15 protein-coding genes are annotated in these 16029 nt (G+C 68.5%); 8 read left to right on the forward strand and 7 right to left on the reverse strand.

Going from position 1 to position 16029, the window contains the following annotated elements; translation table 11 throughout:
- Positions 1-61 precede the first annotated feature (61 nt).
- Positions 62-1078: an autoinducer 2 ABC transporter substrate-binding protein gene (locus ACLJRM_RS28685; RefSeq protein ID WP_369862439.1), complete on the forward strand. Its 1017-nt coding sequence runs from the start codon at positions 62-64 to the stop codon at positions 1076-1078.
- A gap of 1 nt (position 1079) precedes the next feature.
- On the opposite strand, the gene ACLJRM_RS28690 is transcribed toward ACLJRM_RS28685, so the two are convergent.
- Together ACLJRM_RS28690 and ACLJRM_RS28695 are read right to left on the reverse strand one after the other, a co-directional pair.
- Entirely contained in the window at positions 1080-2309 is a 1230-nt protein-coding gene (locus ACLJRM_RS28690; RefSeq protein ID WP_410664810.1) for a DUF6923 family protein, read from the reverse strand.
- A 4-nt stretch (positions 2310-2313) separates the two neighbouring features.
- Entirely contained in the window at positions 2314-3078 is a 765-nt protein-coding gene (locus tag ACLJRM_RS28695; protein ID WP_410664811.1) for a hypothetical protein, read from the reverse strand.
- 472 nt (positions 3079-3550) lie between these two features.
- On the opposite strand from ACLJRM_RS28695, the gene ACLJRM_RS28700 reads away from it, so the two are divergent.
- Positions 3551-4939 (forward strand): family 2B encapsulin nanocompartment shell protein, encoded by a 1389-nt coding sequence (locus tag ACLJRM_RS28700; protein WP_410664812.1) that lies wholly within the window; start codon positions 3551-3553, stop codon positions 4937-4939.
- Between the two features lie 11 nt (positions 4940-4950).
- Complete coding sequence (locus ACLJRM_RS28705) at positions 4951-5976, forward strand: family 2 encapsulin nanocompartment cargo protein polyprenyl transferase (RefSeq protein WP_101612953.1); 1026 nt, start codon at positions 4951-4953, stop codon at positions 5974-5976.
- A 71-nt stretch (positions 5977-6047) separates the two neighbouring features.
- Here ACLJRM_RS28705 and ACLJRM_RS28710 read toward each other — a convergent pair whose 3' ends face one another.
- Complete coding sequence (locus ACLJRM_RS28710) at positions 6048-7175, reverse strand: CapA family protein (RefSeq protein ID WP_410664813.1); 1128 nt, start codon at positions 7173-7175, stop codon at positions 6048-6050.
- A gap of 322 nt (positions 7176-7497) precedes the next feature.
- On the opposite strand from ACLJRM_RS28710, the gene ACLJRM_RS28715 reads away from it, so the two are divergent.
- The 5 genes from ACLJRM_RS28715 (at position 7498) to ACLJRM_RS28735 (ending at position 12802) form a co-directional block, all read left to right on the forward strand.
- Positions 7498-8457 (forward strand): substrate-binding domain-containing protein, encoded by a 960-nt coding sequence (locus tag ACLJRM_RS28715; RefSeq protein ID WP_233224006.1) that lies wholly within the window; start codon positions 7498-7500, stop codon positions 8455-8457.
- Between the two features lie 20 nt (positions 8458-8477).
- Positions 8478-10010, forward strand: a complete 1533-nt coding sequence (locus ACLJRM_RS28720; protein WP_410664814.1) for a sugar ABC transporter ATP-binding protein — start codon at positions 8478-8480, stop codon at positions 10008-10010.
- Positions 10007-11005 (forward strand): ABC transporter permease, encoded by a 999-nt coding sequence (locus ACLJRM_RS28725; protein ID WP_410664815.1) that lies wholly within the window; start codon positions 10007-10009, stop codon positions 11003-11005. Before ACLJRM_RS28720 ends, ACLJRM_RS28725 begins: the two co-directional genes overlap by 4 nt.
- Positions 11002-11649 carry a FadR/GntR family transcriptional regulator gene (locus ACLJRM_RS28730; RefSeq protein WP_410664816.1) on the forward strand — a complete coding sequence of 216 codons (648 nt, stop codon included), beginning with the start codon at positions 11002-11004 and terminating at the stop codon, positions 11647-11649. The genes ACLJRM_RS28725 and ACLJRM_RS28730 overlap by 4 nt, the downstream gene beginning before the upstream one ends.
- An 88-nt stretch (positions 11650-11737) precedes the next feature.
- The gene (locus ACLJRM_RS28735; protein WP_410664817.1) at positions 11738-12802 is read left to right on the forward strand and encodes a glycoside hydrolase family 88 protein; all 1065 of its coding nucleotides are present in this window, start codon (positions 11738-11740) and stop codon (positions 12800-12802) included.
- Here the strand turns inward: ACLJRM_RS28735 and ACLJRM_RS28740 are convergent.
- The 4 genes from ACLJRM_RS28740 to ACLJRM_RS28755 all read right to left on the reverse strand — a co-directional run bounded on the left by ACLJRM_RS28740 (position 12799) and on the right by ACLJRM_RS28755 (position 16012).
- The gene (locus tag ACLJRM_RS28740) at positions 12799-13659 is read right to left on the reverse strand and encodes a hypothetical protein (RefSeq protein WP_410664818.1); all 861 of its coding nucleotides are present in this window, start codon (positions 13657-13659) and stop codon (positions 12799-12801) included. The genes ACLJRM_RS28735 and ACLJRM_RS28740 overlap by 4 nt on opposite strands.
- Positions 13660-13759: 100 nt before the next feature.
- Complete coding sequence (locus ACLJRM_RS28745; RefSeq protein WP_410664819.1) at positions 13760-15076, reverse strand: DNA polymerase IV; 1317 nt, start codon at positions 15074-15076, stop codon at positions 13760-13762.
- Entirely contained in the window at positions 15063-15386 is a 324-nt protein-coding gene (locus tag ACLJRM_RS28750; protein WP_020634259.1) for a transcriptional regulator, read from the reverse strand. Before ACLJRM_RS28750 ends, ACLJRM_RS28745 begins: the two co-directional genes overlap by 14 nt.
- On the reverse strand, positions 15383-16012 hold the full coding sequence (locus ACLJRM_RS28755) for a hypothetical protein (protein ID WP_410664820.1): 630 nt from the start codon (positions 16010-16012) through the stop codon (positions 15383-15385). The genes ACLJRM_RS28750 and ACLJRM_RS28755 overlap by 4 nt, the downstream gene beginning before the upstream one ends.
- Between the last annotated feature and the right edge of the window lie 17 nt (positions 16013-16029).

Here is a 16029-nt window from a genome sequence, read left to right on the forward strand (position 1 = left end):
GTCTCCACCGCGCGAAGACCGATCGGCTGGTTTCAGGTGGTTCCGTGACTATGGGGTGGAGATGCGAGGGCCGACCAAGACGCTCGTCGTGGCCACTGTGCTCGCTTTGGGCATGGTGTTCGGGCTGACCGGATGCGCGAGCGAAGAGCCCGCGGGCATGGCGGCCAAGCCGATCCGGATCGCGTTCGTGCCGAAGGTCGCGGGCATCCCGTACTTCGAGGCGATGAACACCGGCGGGATCGCCGCGGCCAAGCAGCTCGGTGTCGAATGGACTTCGACCGGACCTGCCACGGTGGACCCCGCCGCACAGGTCTCGATCGTGCGCGACCTCGTCGACCAGCGGGTGGACGTCATCGCGATCGCCCCGAACGACCCCAAAACGATGGCACCGGCGATCACCGACGCGCGGGCCAAGGGCGTCCATGTGATCACTTCGGACACCGACGCGCCCGGCACCGATCGCGAGCTCTTCGTCAACCAGGCCACCCCGGAGGGCATCGGCAAGGCGCTCACCGACGCCCTGATGAAGAAGATGGGCGGCGCGGGCAAGTACGCGATCGTCTCCTGCGGCGAGACCGCCGAGAACCTCAACGCGTGGATCGCCGTGCAGCGTGCGTATACCGCCACGGAGTATCCCAGCGCTCAGCTCGTCGAGACGGTCTACGCCGGCGAGGACAAGGACAACGCCACCACGCTGGCCAAGGACCTGATGGCCAAGTACCCGGACCTCACCGGCCTGGTCGGCGAGTGCACGACGTCGGCCCCCGGGGTCGCCGAAGCGGTCCGCTCGCAGCAGAAGATCGGCCGAGTCTTCACCGTCGGCGTCGGAACGCCGCAGGCGATCAAGCCGTACCTCCTGGACGGTTCCGCTTCGCTTTCGGTGCTGTGGAACGTCGAATCACTCGGCTACCTCACCGCCTGGGCGGGAAAGCAGATCGCCGAAGGCAGGCAGCTCGGCGCGTCGAACAAGGTCAATCTCGAACTCCCGGCGATCAAGTACGAAGAAGCCACGAAGACCGTACTGCTGGGCGACCCGCTGTTGATCACGCGCGAGAACGTGGACCAGTTCAAGTACTGACTCACCGGGCCCGCCGCACGGCACCCGCCGCGGCTCCCCCGCCGAGGATCAGGACCAGCGCGGTCAAACCCCACCGGCGCTTCTCCTTCGTGCGGGCGTGCGGATCGGTCTCCGCCGCCTCCTCGCGTTCCCTCGGCGGCGCCGCGCGGGTCGGCTTCGGCACCGGAACGGGCGGCGGGACCACCTTGGGCGCGGGAGCAGGCGTCGGGGACGGCGACGGACTGGGCGTCGGACTCGGAGTCGGGCTCGGCGACGACGTCGGGGACGGAGACGGTGGCGGCGTCGGAACCGGGACGGGAGCAGGCGTCGGGGACGACGTGGATGTGGGCGTGGGCGGGTTGGGTACCGGAGTGGGCGTCGGCTTGGGCGGTTCCGGTTTCGGAGGCTCGGGCTTCGGCGGCTCGGGGGCGGTGAGACAGCCCGCCGCGTCCGAACCCGCCAGCGGCGGACCGGACCGCACCTCGGTCACCCGCCCACCGCGATCCAGGCGGTACAGCACACTGCGCCCGCCGATCCGGTTCGCCGTGGCGTACAAGGCACCGTCACGGCCGAGCACGACGGAACCGTAGACGTCGGCTGGCGGGAACCGGGTGTCGTCGGCTTCGCGGACCTTGCCGGACGACGGGTCGATGGTGATCACGGCCCCTTTTCCGCGCCAGGTGGTGGAAACGCCGTAGAGCAGTCCGTTGTGGTACGCGAAATCGTTGACGTCGTGGGCGAGCGTGATCGGCCGCAGGAACACCGTCCGGATCACCCGCAGGTACCGCTCCCCAGGTGTCAGATCCACCGTGTACAGGGTGCCGTTCCTGAGCAGGTACCAGGAATTCCCGCCGATCGCGCCCGCGGTGACACCCGCGACGGGACTCCACACCGGCAGCCGGTTCCCCGCCCGGGTGATCGGGCCGAGGTCCCGGGTGTCGCCGTCCCGGTCGATCGTCACCGCGTGCGCGCCCCGGCTGAGTCCTTCGGCGACACCGAAGACCAAGTCCCGTGTCGCGGAGTAACCGAGCGCGTTGAGCCGGTACCCCGCATCGGTCACCCGCGTGGTGGTCCCCGAGCCGACATCGATCCAGCGCAGCTTCGACTTCCCGTGCGACCCGGTCTCCGCCTGCACCACCAGGCAGGATTCGGCGGCGCGCGCGGCCATCGGGGCCAGCAGCGCCGACGCCCCCACCAGCCCGGCGACGGCCACCGTCGCCGCCGCCCGCGTCATCCCGTCCACGACGCTCACCGGCTCAGGCGATCCTCGCCAGCGCGGCGGTGAACGCGTCGGGAGGGATCCGCACCCCTCCGCCGAACGGGTTCTGCAGCTGGTAGATCGCGAACAACAGGAGCGTGACCGTACCGGCCAGGGTGGACACGATCACCAGATGCGCGGCCAGCCGGGTGCCGCCGAACAGGTTGGGCAGCAGCACCGAGATGAGGCTGCCGATGATGAGCGCGAACCAGACGACACCGCCGACCCGGCCGCCCTCGACCGCGTTGAGCCGATCCTGCCGGGCCTCGTAGACCTGCCAGAGCTGAGCGGCCGCCTCGGCCTTGCGCTCGCGGACCCAGTCGTCGTCCGACGGGGCCTTGTCCACCGCCTTGCGCAACTGGTCGAGCTGCGCCCAGCCGGTGTCGGGGGCGACGTCCCCGCCTTCGGCCATCCGCGGCCACTCCTTCTGTTCGACCGTCTTGATGTACTCCGCGCTCAGCTTCCGGACCTCGTCCTTGACCTCGGTCCCCAGCGAGTCCGCGGCCCAGACGGCGGCGACCAGGCTGTCCGCCTCGTGGTACGAGCCGTCCCTCGCCGCGCTCGTGGAGTCGAAGAGGGAGATCAGGATGAACGCGACCAGGACGGCGTGGAGCCCGCCGACGATGGTGAACACCTGGCCGGCGGCGTCGTTGTTGTCGGGCCGCCCCTCGTCCCAGCCGAACTTGCGGACGAGGTAGCCGACGAACCCCGCCCCCGCCGCCGCTCCGACGACCCAGGCGATGCCGGTCAGGTAAATACCCATTCGACTCCTTACCCCGTGAAGACTGCTGAAACTAGTTCACCCTCCGGCGCGCCGAGAAGAGCAGTTGAATCAATTCATACCGGTGGCGGAAAGGATAAAGTCGATCATCACCGTCTCGGCCCAATTTCTCATACCGCGAAACGATTTTCGACACGCGCCGGAAAGGCTCGTCACCACTGTGAGATCGCAGCTTCACGTCCGAGTGATCAGTCACCACGGGACGTCACCGACCTGGCCGTATACCGACATTCTCCGCAGCTCCGTCGCCCGAAAGGCTGCGGGCGGGAGCGTCCGCACGGGCCAATCCGGCAAACAGGTGAACGTACCCGGCTACCCGATCGTGTGTTTGTACGGGCATTCCCGCTTGCTATGTTCATTTCGCGCCTCCCCATTGAATCTGGGTATCCGCGAATTTGGGAACATCAGTTCACCAGGGCGGAAATACCCGCCACGACGATGGGTGGATTTCTCGGTGACGATCACGGACAACCCGCAACTGAGCCTCGGCAAGGCCGCCGCTCGCACGCTGGCCACGACCACCAAATCGGTCCCGCAGATGCAGGGCATCTCGTCGCGATGGCTGCTGAGAGTGCTGCCGTGGGTTCAGGTTTCGGGAGGCGCGTACCGGGTCAACCGCCGGCTGAGCTACGCCGTCGGCGACGGGCGGGTCGCCTTCACCACCGCCGGCGCCGAGGTCCGGGTGATCCCGCCGGAACTGGGCGAACTCCCGCCGCTGCGGGGTTTCGACGACGAAGAGGTCCTCAGCGAACTCGCCGGCAGGTTCGTCCAACGGGAACTGTCCGCGGGCGACACCCTCACGGAATTCGGCCACCGGGCCGACCAGGTCTTCCTGATCGCGCACGGAAAGATCGACAAGCTCGGTGTCGGCGCGTACGGCGACGAGACCGTCCTCGGCGCCCTCGCCGACGGCGGGCATTTCGGATCGCAGATCCTGGTCGATGACGACGCGATCTGGGAGTTCACCGCGAAGGCGGTCACCTCCTGCACCGTGCTTTCCTTGTCCCGCACAGCTTTCGCCGACATCATCGATCGCTCGGACAGCTTGCGTGACCATCTCGGCGCGTTCTCCGCCGGCGGATCGCAGGCGAGCAACGATCACGGTGAGGCGCGGATCGACGTCGCGTCGGGCCACGACGGCGAACCGCTCCTTCCCGGCACCTTCGTCGACTACGAGACCAAACCGCGCGAGTACGAACTCAGCGTCGCGCAGACCGTCCTGCGGGTGCACACCCGGGTCGCCGACCTCTACAACCAGCCGATGGACCAGGTCGAGCAGCAGTTGCGGCTGACCATCGAGGCGTTGCGCGAGCGGCAGGAACACGAGCTGATCAACAACACCGGCTTTGGGCTCCTGCACAACGCGGACTTTTCCCATCGCGTCCACACCCGCACCGGCCCGCCGACGCCGGACGACCTCGACGAGCTGCTCGCCTTGGTGTGGAAGGACCCCGGTTTCTTCCTCGCGCATCCGCGGGCGATCGCGGCGTTCAGCCGGGAATGCAGCAAACGGGGGATCTATCCGGACGCCGTCGACCTGGACGGCCATCAGGTGCCCGCCTGGCGCGGGATCCCGATCCTGCCGTGCAACAAGATCCCCGTCACCGAGACCAGCACCAGCTCGATCCTGCTGATGCGGACCGGTGAGGACACTCAGGGCGTCGTCGGCCTGCATCAGGTCGGGCTGCCCGACGAGTACCGGCCCGGACTGAACGTCCGCTTCATGGGGATCAGCGAACAAGCGATCATTTCGTACCTGGTGAGCGCGTACTACTCGGCTGCGGTGCTGGTGCCTGACGCACTGGCGATCCTGGAGAACGCCGAACTCGGACGCGAAGGCTGAAGGGAAGTCCGTTGACGACCATCGACACCGGCACCGGTGCCCGTCCCGCCGCCGAAGTCCTGACGTGGAGCAGGAATCTGCTCGACCCGGCACTGCGCGAGGCCGTCGGCGGGCTTCCCGAGTCCATGCGGCTCATCGCCGGCTACCACTTCGGCTGGTGGGACGAGCACGGCCGTCCGTCCACTTCGGACGGCGGGAAGGCGTTGCGGCCCGCGCTCGCGCTGCTGTCGGCGCAGGCTGTCGGCGGTGACGCCGAAGTGGCCGTCCCGGTGGCCGTCGCGGTGGAACTGGTGCACAACTTCTCGCTGCTGCACGACGACGTGATGGACCGGGACACCACCCGGCGGCACCGCCCGACGGCCTGGACGGTGTTCGGCACCGGCGCCGCGATCCTCGCCGGGGACGCCCTGCTGTCCCGGGCCCTCGAACTACTGGCCCCGTTCGGGCAGACCGCGCTGCGGGTGCTGAGCACGGCCGTGATCGATCTTCTGGAAGGGCAGAGCGCGGACCTGAAGTTCGAAGAACGCGGTGACGTCGACACCGCCGAATGCGTACGGATGGCCGAGGGGAAGACCGGCGCGTTGCTCGGGGCGTCGTGCACGCTCGGCGCGCTCGCCGGGGAAGGGAGGCAGGATCAGGTCGACCGGCTGACCGAGTACGGGAGGGCACTCGGGCTGGCGTTCCAGCACATCGACGATCTCCTCGGGATCTGGGGCGATCCGGCGGTGACCGGGAAACCGGTCCACTCGGATCTCTCCAACCGGAAGAAGTCCCTGCCGGTGGTGGCCGCGCTCCACTCCGGGACGGAAGCCGGGCGAGAACTGGAGGCCTTGTACCGCAAGGAAAACCTCGACGTCGCGGAATTGCCCCACGCGGCGGAACTGGTGGAACGGGCGGGCGGCCGGACATGGAGCCAGGAGCAGGCCGACGCGCTCCTGACCGGCGCGCTGCACCATCTCGCCGTCTCGAGTCCGGTGCCCCGCCCAGGCACCGAGCTCGCGGCCCTCGCGAAACTGGTGGTGCGGCGACGATATTGAAGTCGGGCGCGGAGAAAGGCACGGGTGGGCCGGAACGAAGGGCCTGGCCCATCCGTGTCCCTGCCGGAAGCTCAGCGACCGGGGCGGGTCAACCCCTGATCGCCGGCGCCACGGCTGAGGACGACCTCGTCGGTGGCCTCGAGCGCATCCGCTCCGGCGTTCCCGCTCTGCCCCGCGGTCAGGTCGAGCAACCGGATCGGCGGGCCGAGCTGGACCAGTGTCGGGACGTACTCGGCCTTGTCGACCTTCCAGCGTTCGCCGTCCCGCACGAACCGGAACCGCGCGGCCGCCCCTTGTTCGGTCGAGCCCTTCGGCTCCGAATGCCGGGCGACGCTGTTGCCGAGGCCGTAGGCGACCCATTTGCCGTTGATCTGTTCGAAGGGCTGCACGACGTGCGCGTGGTGGCCGATGATCAGGTCGATCGAGTCGTCACCGAGGAGTTTCTTCGCCAGTGAGCGCTGTTCGGCCGTCGGGTCGTGCTGGTACTCGGTGCCCCAGTGCAGGCTCGCGAGGACGACCTGGGCGCCCGCCTTCCGCGCCGCCTTGGCCTGGGCGATCACGTCTTCGGCGTCGATCTGGTTGACCAGCCAGGGTTTCCCCGAGGGCACCTTGATCCCGTTGAACCCGTAGGAGAAGGAGATCTGGGCGACCTTGACGCCCTTGACGTCGACGATCAGCGGCTTCTTCGCTTCTTCGGCCGAGCGTGCCGAGCCGGTGTGCTTGATCCCCGCCTCGTCGAGTTTGTCGAGCGTCCGCGTCGCGCCGTCCACGCCCTGGTCGATCGTGTGGTTGGACGCCGTCGAGCAGTTGTCGTAGCCGGTGTCCTTGAGCGCGTCGACGATCTCCGGCGGCGCGCTGAACGACGGGTAGCCGCTGTAGGGCCCGCCCTTCGGCGCGAGCGGGGTCTCCAGATGGCAGATGCCTAGGTCGGCGCCGGAGATCAGCGGTTTGATCCCGGCCAGGAGCGGCCGGTAGTCGATCTTGCCGCCACCGTCCTCCTTCGCCTGGTCGGTCAGCGCGGGATGGATCAGCACGTCGCCGGTCGCGACCACGGTGAACGCACCGCCGGGTGCCTGACTCGCCGTCACCGGAGCCTCGGACGCGGCGGGCTGCTGCTGCTCGGGAGTGGAACTGCACGCGGTGAGCAGGAGGGCCGCGCCGAGGAGCGCGGTGGTCTGACGGACGCGGGAGCTGAACATGGATTCCCTCGATCGGGTGACTGTCCCTTTCATCCTGCCTTACGGTGATTGCCCGCGACACTCAACCAAAGTCAACAACAACGATCGGACAGAGTTCGGACAAGTTCCACAGGACCACTCGCCGCGGAAGCGGGCTCTCGACGTGCGATTAGTACAACCACAGCCCGTCGACCGTGCCATGATCGTGCCTTGACGTCACCCGTAAGAGTGTTAGTAATACCAGTCACACTCTTCCGCTTCGTCCTGGGAGCATTTGATGTCCACAGCTTCGCACAAGTCCCTGCCCTGGCGCCTTGTTGGTTCTTGTTTGATTGCCGGTGTCGTGTTGACCGGCTGCTCGTCCGGCAAAGACACCGCCGCGCCGCAGCAGCAGGCGCCCGCGAGCGGCAAGATCACCCTGTTCTACCTGCAGAAACAGGGCGACCAGCAGTACTTCGTCGAGCAGGCGCAGGGCGCGCAGGAGAAGGCGAAGGAACTGGGTGTCGAACTGAAGGTCGTCAACCTCGGGCAGGACGCCAACAAGGCGATCACCGAACTCGACGCCGCGGTCGCCCAGGGCGCCAACGGCATCGCGATCGTCGTCCCCGACCAGGCCATCGGCCCGCAGGTGCTCGACAAGGCGAAGAGCTCGGGCATCCCGATCATCGCCTCCGACGACGTGATCAAGGACGGCGCCGGGACGAAGTCGCCGTTCGTCGGCTTCAACGGCTCCCAGATGGGCGATTCGGTCGGCAAGGAAGCGGCGAAGCTGTTCAAGGCGGCAGGCTGGACCGCGGCCGACACCAAGATCATCAGTGCGTACAAGCAGGACTTGACGGTGTGCAAGGACCGCGTCTCCGCCGCGAAGGCCGCCTTCGACAAGGACGCAGGCGCGCAGGTGCCGGTGATCGAGGTCGGCACCGACAACACCCCGGTGGACGCGCAGAACCGCACCGGCGCGGTGATCGGCTCGAACCCGGGCGTCAAGCACTGGGTGGTCTGGGGCTGCAACGACGAGAACGAGACCGGTGCGGTCACCGCGCTCGCGAACTCGGGCGTCGCCTCGGCCGACATCATCGGCGTCGGTCTCGGTGCCTACCTGACCTGCAAGGACTGGGCCGCGGGCAAGGAGACCGGGAACAAGGCGGCGCTGTTCATCTCCGGCGCCGAGGTCGGCCGCACCGCGATCCAGCTGCTGGTGGACAAGGTGAAGAACTCGAAGGACCTGCCCCCGGAGACGATCGCGAAGACCCAGATCGTCACCAAGGACAACTACAAGCAGGCCGGCGTCAACTGCATCTGATCCCGCGTGGAGGCGTTCCCATGGCCACATCCGAACCCGCGGCGGCGCTGACCGCCCAAGGGATCAGCAAACGGTTCTCCGGGGTGACCGCGCTCGACGGCGTCACCCTGGACTTCCGGCCCGGCGAGGTCCTCGCGCTGATGGGCGAGAACGGCGCGGGCAAGTCCACCCTGCTGCGGGTGCTGTCGGGCGACCACGGTCCCGACGACGGGCACCTGCTGATCGACGGCTCACCAGTGCTGTTCGACTCCCCGCGGGCCGCGATGGCCGCCGGAGTCCGGGTGATCTACCAGGAGCCGGAAATCATCCCGCACGTTTCGGTGGCGGAGAACGTCTTCGTCGGCGAGCTGCCCGCGCGGGGACGGCTGGTCAACCGCCGGACCCTGCATCGGATGACGCAGGACGCGTTGCGGGAGTACGGATTCGAGGGTGTGCTGCAGCCCTCGACGCTCGGGAGCAGGCTGTCCCCCGCGCAACGGCAGCTGGTCGAGATCCTGCGGGTGCTCACCGCCGCGACACCGCCGAAGGTGATCGCGTTCGACGAGCCGACGTCTTCGCTGTCCGAGCACGAGGTCGACGCGCTGTTCACGCTGATCCGGCGGCTGCGGGACAGCGGGGTGGCGGTCGTCTACGTCTCACACCGGATGAAGGAGATCTTCCAGCTCGCCGACCGGGTGGCGGTGCTGCGCGACGGCACCCTGATCGGGGTCGAGGACGCGGCGTCCACCGACGAGAACCGGCTGGTGCGCATGATGATCGGCCGCGATCTGTCCACTTTGGAGCGCCGGAGCGCGCAGGAGACCGGCCGGGTGGTGCTGCGGCTCGACGGCGTCACCACCGACGACGTCACGGACATCTCCCTGGAGGTCCGGGCGGGCGAGGTCGTCTGCCTCGCCGGACTGGTCGGCGCCGGGCGCTCGGAACTCGCGCACGCGATCGTCGGCGATCTGCCGGTGCGCTCGGGAACCGTCGAACTGGACGGGAAAACGTTGCGCGCCCGCACTCCCGGCGACGCGGTCAAGGCGGGGATCGGCTTCGCGCCGGAGGAACGCAAGACCGACGCGTTGCTGATGCAGCGGTCCGTGCGGGACAACGTCTCCATCGCGGTGCTGGACCGGCTGAGCCGGTTCCGGGTGGTGCGGCGGGCCAAGGAACGCGAGCTCGTCGACGAATACGTGCGCGAGCTGCGCGTGCGGACGCCGTCGATGGAGCAGGAAGTCCGCAAGCTCTCAGGCGGAAACCAGCAGAAGACCGTCCTCGCCCGCTGGCTCGCGCGGCGCCCGAAACTGCTGATCCTCGACGAACCGACGCGCGGGGTCGACGTCGGCGCGAAGGCCGAGATCTACCGGATCATCGACGGTCTCGCCGCCGAAGGCATCGCCCTGCTGGTGATCTCGTCCGATCTGCCCGAAGTGCTGAGCCTCGCCGACCGGATCGTCGTCCTGCGCGCGGGCCGGGTCGCCGGAGAGCTCGGCCGTGACGACGCGAGTGAAGAAGCCGTGCTGACTTTGGCCATCCCGGCCACCGAAGACACTGAGGAGATCGCCTCGTGACGACCATCGCCCACCCGGTGTCACCGTTCCGCCGGACGGTGACCGCGATCGGCGTGCAGAACTCGAGCCTGCTGCTCACCCTGATCGCGCTGGTGATCCTGATGAGCTCGCTGAACGAGAACTTCCTCCGTACCAACAACCTGCTGCTGATCGGCAGCGCGATCACCATCATGGGACTGCTCTCGCTGGTGCAGACCCTGGTGATCATCCTCGGCGCGCTGGACATCTCGGTCGGCTCGATGGCCGGGCTCGCGTCGGTGGTGTCGGCGATGGTGTTCACCTCGACCGGGAGCTCCGCTGTCGGCACCCTCGCCGCGATCGGCGTCGGCGTGGTGTGCGGCCTGGTGAACGGCATGATCATCATCTTCGGCCGGGTGAACCCGGTGGTCGCGACGCTCGCGATGCTGGCGACGTACAAGGGCATCGCACAGGTGATCTCGGACGGCAAGGCGCAGGGCTACACCGGCGGCGACGACCTGTTCATCTTCCTGGCCAAGGGATCCATCGCCGGGCTGCCGACGTTGCTGTGGGTGTTCCTGATCGTCGCGGCGGTGCTGCACTTCCTGTTGCGCTACACCGACATCGGCCGCAACATCTACGCCATCGGCGGCAACGACACCGCCGCCCGGCTCGCCGGGATCAACATCAACCGCTACATCATCGGTGTCTACGCGCTCGTCGGCGTGGTCGCGGCGATCGCGGGGCTGCTGATCACCGCGCGCACCGGCTCCGGCCAGCCGACGTCCGGCTCCGAGGGGCTCGAACTGCTCGCCGTCACCGGCGCCGCGCTCGGCGGCACGATGCTCAAGGGCGGCAAGGGGTCCATCATCAGCACCGTGCTCGCGGTGATCATTCTCGGCGTGCTCAACAACGGGATGTCCGGGCTCGGCGTCAACCCGTTCTGGCAGAACATGGCCACCGGGACCCTGCTCGTCGTCGCCGTCGTGCTCCAGCAGGTCCGCAGCGGGGAACGCCGAGTCGGCCTGCCCGTATGACCCGGCATGCCCGGATCGTCGACGAACTGGGCAGGCTGATCGTCGCCGGGGTCTTCGGGGCCGGGCAGCCGATCGTCCCCGAAGACCTCGGGCGCCGGTTCTCCGCGTCGCGCACGATGGTGCGGGAAGCGTTGCGGGTACTGGAATCCAAGGGCCTGGTCGCGGCGCGGCCGCGCGTCGGCACCTGGACACGGCCACCGGAACACTGGAACGCGATCGATCCGGACGTCATCGCCTGGCGGGCCGCCGGGCCCGAGCGTTCCCGGCAACTGGCGGAACTGTTCGAACTCCGGCTGGCGATCGAACCGCAAGCGGCGAGAATGGCCGCGTGGCACCGTCGCCCGGACGAGCTCGCGGTCCTCGTCGCGACGTACGGCCTGATGGCGGACGCGGTCGGACTCCCGGCTTTCCAGGAGGCCGACCGCGCCTTCCACGCGGCCCTGCTTCGCGCGTCCGGCAACGCCTTGATCGCGCAATTGCGGGTTCCGGCCGTGGCCGCGCTCGAAGAGGTTCCCGGCGACGGCGTGCTGGCCGCCCATGCGCGGGTGGTGGCGATGGTGCTCGAAAAGAACGCCGACGGCGCGGAATCGGCGACGCGGCACTTGCTGGAAACCGTTGTGCCGTACCGCTCACCGGCATCTTGACACCCTCAGTGGTACACACCATTCTCGATTCCGGGTTTCCGGGCACGGAGGCTCACCGCCGCCGCGAAGTGCTTGAGGAGGACGCTTCATGCGTTTCCCCGGAATTCGCAGGATCACCCTGCTCGCCGCGGCGGCACTCGGCGCCAGCCTGCTGACCGCGCCCGGTGCCGTCGCGTCCGAGCAGTGTCCGGTGGCCGCGCCGATGATCGCGGCCGGTGACCACTGGGTCGCCAACGGGACCGACCTCGCGGCGAACTCGTGGCAGAACGGCACCTTCCACGTCGGGAACCTCGCGCTCGTGCGTACGACGGGCGTCTCGAACCACAAGACACTTCCCTGGGCGCAGGACAACGAGTACCTGCTGCAAAGTGATCCGAGGCGGCCGTTCTTCCCGGACTTCCAGGCCGCAGGCGAGGCGTATCTCGACCTGTACTCGTTCCATCCCGACGCTCCCGTGATCGCCGACGTCCGCAAGCGGATCGCCGACGAGGTCGCCAGTGTGGAGCAGGGCAACACGTCCTACTGGAAGTACGTCGACGCGCTGAACATGGCGATGCCCTCGCTGGCGCGGATCGGGGTCATGGACGGCAGTGAACCGACCCTGGCGGCGATGCAAAAACTGTTCCGCTCGGCGGAAAAGACGCTGTTCGACGACGGGCTGGGCCTCTGGCGCCGTGATGCGGGCAGCGATGCCTACTGGTCACGCGGCAACGGCTGGGCGCTCGCCGGTTTGGCGAAGGTGTTGCAGGTCCTGCCTTCCGACGACCCGCGGCGGCCGGAATACCTGCGAGTCTTCAAGAAGATGGCGAACACACTGTGGTTCCTGCAACGGCGGGACGGCTTCTGGAACACGGATCTGCTGCGGCCGTGGCACCACGGCGGGCCGGAAAGCAGCGGGACGGCACTGTTCACGTTCGGGCTCGCCTGGGGCGTCAATGCCGGGATCCTCGACGCGGGCAAGTACCGGCACACGGTCGACCGGGCCTGGAAGGCGTTGTCCACCAAGGCTTTGCGGGCGGACGGGTTCCTCGGCTACGTCCAGCCGGTCGCTTCCGGCCCTGGCCCCGCGCGAGCCGGTGACACGGGCGCTCACGGGGTCGGGGCGTTCCTGATCGCCGGGCAGCAGGTGGCCCGCCTCACCCCTGGCTGCTAGCGCCCGACCCGCTTGACCCAGCCCGGAACGTCGGCCCGGCCACGAGGAGGCGCCGGACTCCGCGGAAACGTACGGGGACCGATGGCCTTCACCGGTACCGGATAGAGGCCTTTCCGGAAACGGCCGTGTTCGAACAAGACGACCATGGCGGTGTCTTCGCCGCCGACCCACGCCTCGGCAGTGCGGCGTCCCGCCTGATACGCGGCTCCGTAGGTCGACATGATCGGACGGAGCCGGATCGTGCTGCCGTCTTCGAAGCCGATCGAGATCAGCGGCAGGGGGGCCAAGCGTCCTTCGAAGACTTCGACGTCGACGATTTTCGCGGTGTACCAGCCGGTCTTCCGCACCGACCTGGCTCTTCTGCTCCAGCCGGCCCAGGCGGTCAAACCGCCCACACTCCCGATAGCCAGTGGAATGCCGAAGACAATCACGAGTCCCGGTGAACGAAACGCCACCGAGAGCCAAACCACGAGACCGAACGTCACGACACAGAAACCGGAGAGCGGGATGGACAGGAGGCTCATGGTGTGAAAGCGCCGGGACTGCGCCTCGAGCCCGGACTCCTGTGCGACGCTTGTTTCCGTGGGAAGCCAGGTGCCGACCGCGGCCCCGCGTACCTTGCGGCCGTACTGGAGAGCGATGACGCACGCGATCCCGGCGGCGAGGAGCGCGACCGACATGGCCACGACAGTGGTCACGAATTCGACGCTTCCCGCCCAGGCGATGCCGCCGTCCCCGGCCAAGCCGAGGCAAAACATGACGCCGGCGGCAAGGAAGACTACGACCCCGCCCATGGTCGCCAGGTAGAACATCCGTCGCCGGTCCAGCTGCATCGGCACCGAAGGTTGAGTGGCCACGGGACTCCTTTGGGGTCGACGAACACATGCCGACCAGACTTCCCGGCGCACCTGCCTGGAGAATACCCGAATCGCCTCGCGAGCGGAACTCGTTGCGGCCTCAGGCCAGGCAGTCGCCGGCGTCGCCTCGGTGGAGGGCCGGGTCGTCCTGGAGGAAGGTCCGCGCGACGCCCGGGCCGCTGGACCGCGTCTCGAAGCGCACGGTCACCCGGCCGTGCCCGGCCCCCTGTACCCAGCCACTTCCGTACTCGTCGTGCGCCACGTCGTCCCCGGGCCGCCAGGTCGAGGAGACGACGACCTCCGGCGCGGGCGCTCGCTCGACCAAGGGCACCTCGGGAGCCGGGACGGCAAGGGTGAACAGCGGATCCTGATGCGGTACCGAAAGCCCGGAGAACGCGACCCCGGCAAGCCGCACCCCGCCGAATTCGGCCGGGTCGATGAGCAGCCGTTCCGCCATCGAGGCGAGCTGGTCGAATTCGTCGGTGGGCGAGGCCATCGTCTCCGACCTCGTCACCGTGCTGAAGTCGGTGTGCCGCAGTTTCACCACCACCGTCCGCGCGACCCGGTCGGCGTTGACGAGCCGTTTGTGCGCGTGGACGGCGAGATCGCGGACCTCGCGCCGCAGGCTCGCCAGGTCGATCAGGTCCCGGTCGAAGGTCGTCTCCGCGCTGACCTGCTTGAGCTCCGCGCGGCCGGACACCGGCCGGTCGTCGGCGCCGGTGGCCAGGCGCCGCAGGTCCCGTCCGACCACACTGCCCAAAGTGGACACCGCGTCGGCCTCGGAGAGCGCGGTCAGCTGGCCCAGCGTCCGGACGCCGATCGCCCGCAGTTTTCCTTCCGCCACCGGGCCGATCCCCCACAGCACCCTGGTCGGCAGCGGCGCGAGGAAGTCGCGTTCGGTGCCCTGGTCGACGACGAGCAACCCGTCCGGTTTCGCCAGATCCGACGCGACCTTCGCGACCTGCTTCCCCGACGCCGCTCCGATCGACGCCACCAGCCCGATTTCGGACCGGATGTGCTCCCGCAGCCGGGCACCGAACTCCCGCACCTCGCCCGACGACGCCCCGGCCAGCGACGGCGGCTCCGCGAAGGCCTCGTCGAGGGAGATCCGCTCCAGCACGGGCGCGTACTGGGCGACGAGGTCGAACACCCGCGTGCTCAGCAGTTCGTACAGTTTGAACCGCGGCGGCAGGATGACCCCGTTGGGCGGCAACAGCCGCCGGGCCTGTGACATCGGCATCGCCGATTTGATGCCGTGTTCCCGCGCCTGATAACTCGCCCCGGCGACCACGCCACGCGGGCCCGCGCCGCCGACCAGGACCGGACGGTGGGCCAGGGTCGGCCGGGTCAGCTGTTCACACGAGGCGTAGAACGCGTCCATGTCGAGGTGGATGACCCACCGGTCATGCCCGCCCATCGCCCGGTACCTCGAGAAGACGGTGCAAGGCCTTCGTGTACTCCTCGAACGCCGCCCGGCCCCGCGTGGTCAGCTCGACCAGCGTCACCGGCGTGCGATGTTCGAACGCCTTGGTGATCTCGACGTAGCCGGCGTCTTCGAGTTTGCGCAGATGCGTCGACAGGTTGCCCGGCGTCATGTCCAGCAACTGCTGCAGCCGCGGGAAGGTGATGCGGTCCCCCGGTCCGAGGCTCGACAGCGCCACGGTGACCCGCAGCCGCGCCTGCGCGTGGATCACCGGATCGAGCTGGGGCAGCCCGTCTTCGCTCATCGCGCCCGCACCAGGAAGACCAGCGACGCCACCAGGAAGCCACCGCCGCCCGCCAGGCTCAGCACGAGGAAGTTGTGCGGTCCCCCGGCCAGCACGCTCGCCGCGCCGCACGCGATGATCCACACGCCGAGGCCGTACTGCAGTTTGCTCTGCCACAGCATTCCGCCGGCGAGGTACATCAGGCCGGTCAGGATGAGCGAGGTCCCGGACCACAGCAACGGGATCAGCTCGGTGTCGAGGCCGAGCCGGATCAGCGCGGTGTTCACCACCGTCAGCCCGCCGAACGCGATCATCCAGCTCCACCCGTACATCGCCCCGACGAGCCGGGACGGCCCGCGCACACCGCGGCCAGCCCGGATCCCGTAGATCGCCGAGTACGCCATCGCCCCGAGGAAACCGGCGGCGGCGATCGCGCCGGCGACCCACATCGGCATCAGGGCGGTGGGCGGCGCGGACACGTAGACGAGCCCGAAACCGAACAGCCACACCAGTCCCCAGACGGCGAGCAGCACGGCCGGATTCGGCCCGATCTCACGCCGGGTGTCCTCCGTCTGCCTGGCGATGAGCGCGAGCGACTCCTCGGGCGTCATCGGCCGCGCGTCGTCGTCTCGTTCATCCTCCACCACTTCGGAAAACTAACACG

Origin of the sequence: Amycolatopsis sp. lyj-84, assembly GCF_046549075.1 — a bacterium.
Taxonomy (GTDB): Bacteria; Actinomycetota; Actinomycetes; order Mycobacteriales; family Pseudonocardiaceae; genus Amycolatopsis.